Annotated in this window: 3 protein-coding genes; all 3 read right to left on the reverse strand. The window is 54.2% G+C overall.

What is annotated here, in order from left to right; genetic code table 11:
- Nucleotides 1-77 precede the first annotated feature (77 nt).
- Nucleotides 78-332: a hypothetical protein gene (locus tag PN477_RS07345; protein ID WP_272122008.1), complete on the reverse strand. Its 255-nt coding sequence runs from the start codon at nt 330-332 to the stop codon at nt 78-80.
- Nucleotides 310-1,407, reverse strand: a complete 1,098-nt coding sequence (locus PN477_RS07350; protein ID WP_272122010.1) for a diguanylate cyclase domain-containing protein — start codon at nt 1,405-1,407, stop codon at nt 310-312. The genes PN477_RS07345 and PN477_RS07350 overlap by 23 nt, the downstream gene beginning before the upstream one ends.
- 451 nt (nt 1,408-1,858) lie before the next feature.
- Nucleotides 1,859-2,521 carry a DUF2301 domain-containing membrane protein gene (locus PN477_RS07355; protein WP_272122012.1) on the reverse strand — a complete coding sequence of 221 codons (663 nt, stop codon included), beginning with the start codon at nt 2,519-2,521 and terminating at the stop codon, nt 1,859-1,861.
- Nucleotides 2,522-2,721 lie beyond the last annotated feature (200 nt).

The following is a 2,721-nucleotide window of genomic DNA, read 5'->3' on the forward strand; positions in this document are numbered from 1 at the left end:
GAGGAGGGGCGCGATCGCAAGGGTCACCGGCTCCAGATCAAGCTGGGTCAGATGGTCAAGATTGAGGGTAATCGTGGTCATAACACTCGTGTTGCATCGGGTGGCAGTCTTTCCATCACAGTACCATCAACGATTTCATAGCCCCAACCTGGATGCTGCTCGGCCAGGTGGGTCGCCATCGCCACTTCCCCCAAGCGACAGAGTTCGATGAGTTGGGCGTAGCCATCGGCTTTGGCCTGACGCTGGCGGTGGTGGTGCTGGGCGGCTCGTTCGTCTGGCGTGAGGGGGAGGCGACCGAGATTAGTCAGGTCAAGATGAGTGAGGGATTCCATGGGTATATTCGGGGGACAGGGAATCGACACAGTAGCGATCGCGCCCCTGTTGTTTGGCATGATACAGGGCATTATCCGCAGCGGCAATCAGGTGCTGCGGGATGGTTTGGGCCTGGGGATGGACGGCTAACGTGCCGATGCCAATGCTGAAGGTGATGTAGGGCGCGACCAGGGAGTGAGCGTGGGGAATCGCCAGGGCTTTGATGTGAGCTTGAATCTGTTGGGTGATGGCAATGGCCCGATCGCGATCGCACTGGGGCAAAATCACCGCAAACTCTTCCCCCCCATAGCGAGCCACGACCGCGTTAGGATCTTGCACCGTTTGCTGAATCGTTTGGGCCACCTGACGCAGGGCATCGTCGCCAGCCAGGTGGCCATAGTGGTCATTAAAGGCCTTAAAAAAATCCACATCCATCAAAAGCAGAGTGATGGGGTGCTGATGATCGGTGGCCATCGTCCACAGCAGCAATAATGATTCATCAAACTGCCGCCGATTGCTAATCCCGGTTAACCCGTCGCGAGTGGCGAGGGTTTTGAATTTTTCGTTGGCTTGGGCTAACTGTTGCGATGACTCTTGCAGCAGTTGAATCGTCAGTTGGTGGATGTAAGAGTCGGCAATTAGGAGGTGATGGATGTCGAGCAGGCGATAGCTGTCCGGCTCAAGTTCAATAATGAGCGGCTCATAAAGATGGTCGGGCGATCGCTGTAGGGCTTGCCATGCGGCATCCACAATCAACGTGGAACCGGGTAAGCGTAAGGGTTTGGACTGAATGAACTGATATAAATGCTGAATCGGTCGCTGCGAAAAGAGTTCCAAACTGTAGGGGCGACTCATTTGTTCCCAAAAACGCCGCCGGGAAATCATGCCCACAAATTTCTGATCCCGCAGGAGGATAACCCCCGGACGCTGGGGATGGAGATGGAGGGATTGGGCCACATCACGACCGCTGGTGGTGATGGGGATGCAAAAGCCATCGAGTGGCAATTGATCGACCGTTGCGGCTAAATGGAGGCTCTGGAGGAACCCGTAGGGCACGGTGGAACCACGAAAACGGCGGGACGAGACAACAGACACCAGGGAACGTACTCCTCAATTGCGATCGCACAACGTCATGTCAGACTTTTAGAAACCAATGGATTCGATGCCCCCGTTGCCAACCTCGACGATCACAGCCATTCATCGCCCTTGTTACCCGACGCAACGGCTGATTTCCATGGCTCAAGATCATGGCAACCTTGGCGCTCTGACCTCTGGTACGTTGAGGTGCGATCGGTTGAACTTGGGCAAGAGATGGAAGTCTCAACGCCGAATAACCCTAGGATAACCATGACTTATTTTGATTAGGTTAAGATTGGCGTTTTCTTTCACCCGAATTGAATGCATTACTGCCGTGGCGCACCTGAATCGGTGGGTTACGGCGGATTGTCAAATGGCAGGGATAGCATAAATTTCAGCCGCCTAACCCACCCTACAGTAAAGCCTAATTTTAGCTATGCCATGACACCACCATAAAGCACTATTTTAACTATGTCGCGGCACTCCGGGCCTGGGCTTGGCGTTGGAGTTCTGCAAAAACGGATTTATCCCCAAGATCGGGGGGAATCGCCTGCACCACTTTTCGTCCACTGAAGACCAGGAAACCCACCGCCCAGATAATCAGCAACCCCTGTTCCACTCCGACGGGCAAGCCACCGAAAAGATGCCCCAAGAGCAAGAGCGGCACGAGGGGGGTGAGGAGTTTCGTTTCGAGGCGGTTAAAACAAAAAGCCTCTTTGAAATAAATGCCTGTGAGGGCGGCGAAGGTGAAACCCACACCGAGGATTAACAGCGGGTGATGGTAGAGGGCGAGGGGGAGGGGTTCGGGGTACGTGAGGGCGATCGCACCGCTGGCGATCGTGCCAATGGCCCAAAATGCCTGTAATGCCCGATGTAAGGGCCGCAAATAAATATGAATAAACCACAAGCTCACCCCCAACCCCGCCGTAAACAGGGCAAAAAGAACCGTCACAAGCTGCCACAATCCGGGGCTGGGGGCTTGGGTGGTCACGAGCAGCGTCGCGAGGGCAAAACTGAGGGCAGCGATCGCTAACCCCGTGCGATAGACGACCACTTCGCGCCGGTCATGGTCGGTGATCGTGAATTCACCAAATTGGCCTTGGTAGATAATCGATTCCGGGGATGATTGCATAGAAACTCCTAAAATATCCTGAAGGGGTGATAGCGAACCATACCGGCTCAACCCTAACTTTGACACTCCCACCGTTAAATCAAAGATTATAACGGGGGATTCTTGCTTCATTGGGTTTGTCTAGTCTCAAGTCATCTCTGTCTTGAAACCCCGTCCAGATTCCCCGACCCAAGCATCTGTTTAACGTCCACTGAATGTCC

The sequence above is a fragment of the Spirulina subsalsa CS-330 genome (genome assembly GCF_028330765.1).
GTDB lineage: Bacteria > Cyanobacteriota > Cyanobacteriia > Cyanobacteriales > Spirulinaceae > Spirulina > Spirulina subsalsa_A.

Excerpts from the sequence above, each read along its gene's own strand:
- PN477_RS07345 (WP_272122008.1), bottom strand. The coding sequence starts at position 332 with ATGGAATCCCTCACTCATCTTGACCTGACTAATCTCGGTCGCCTCCCC.
- PN477_RS07355 (WP_272122012.1), bottom strand. The coding sequence starts at position 2,521 with ATGCAATCATCCCCGGAATCGATTATCTACCAAGGCCAATTTGGTGAA.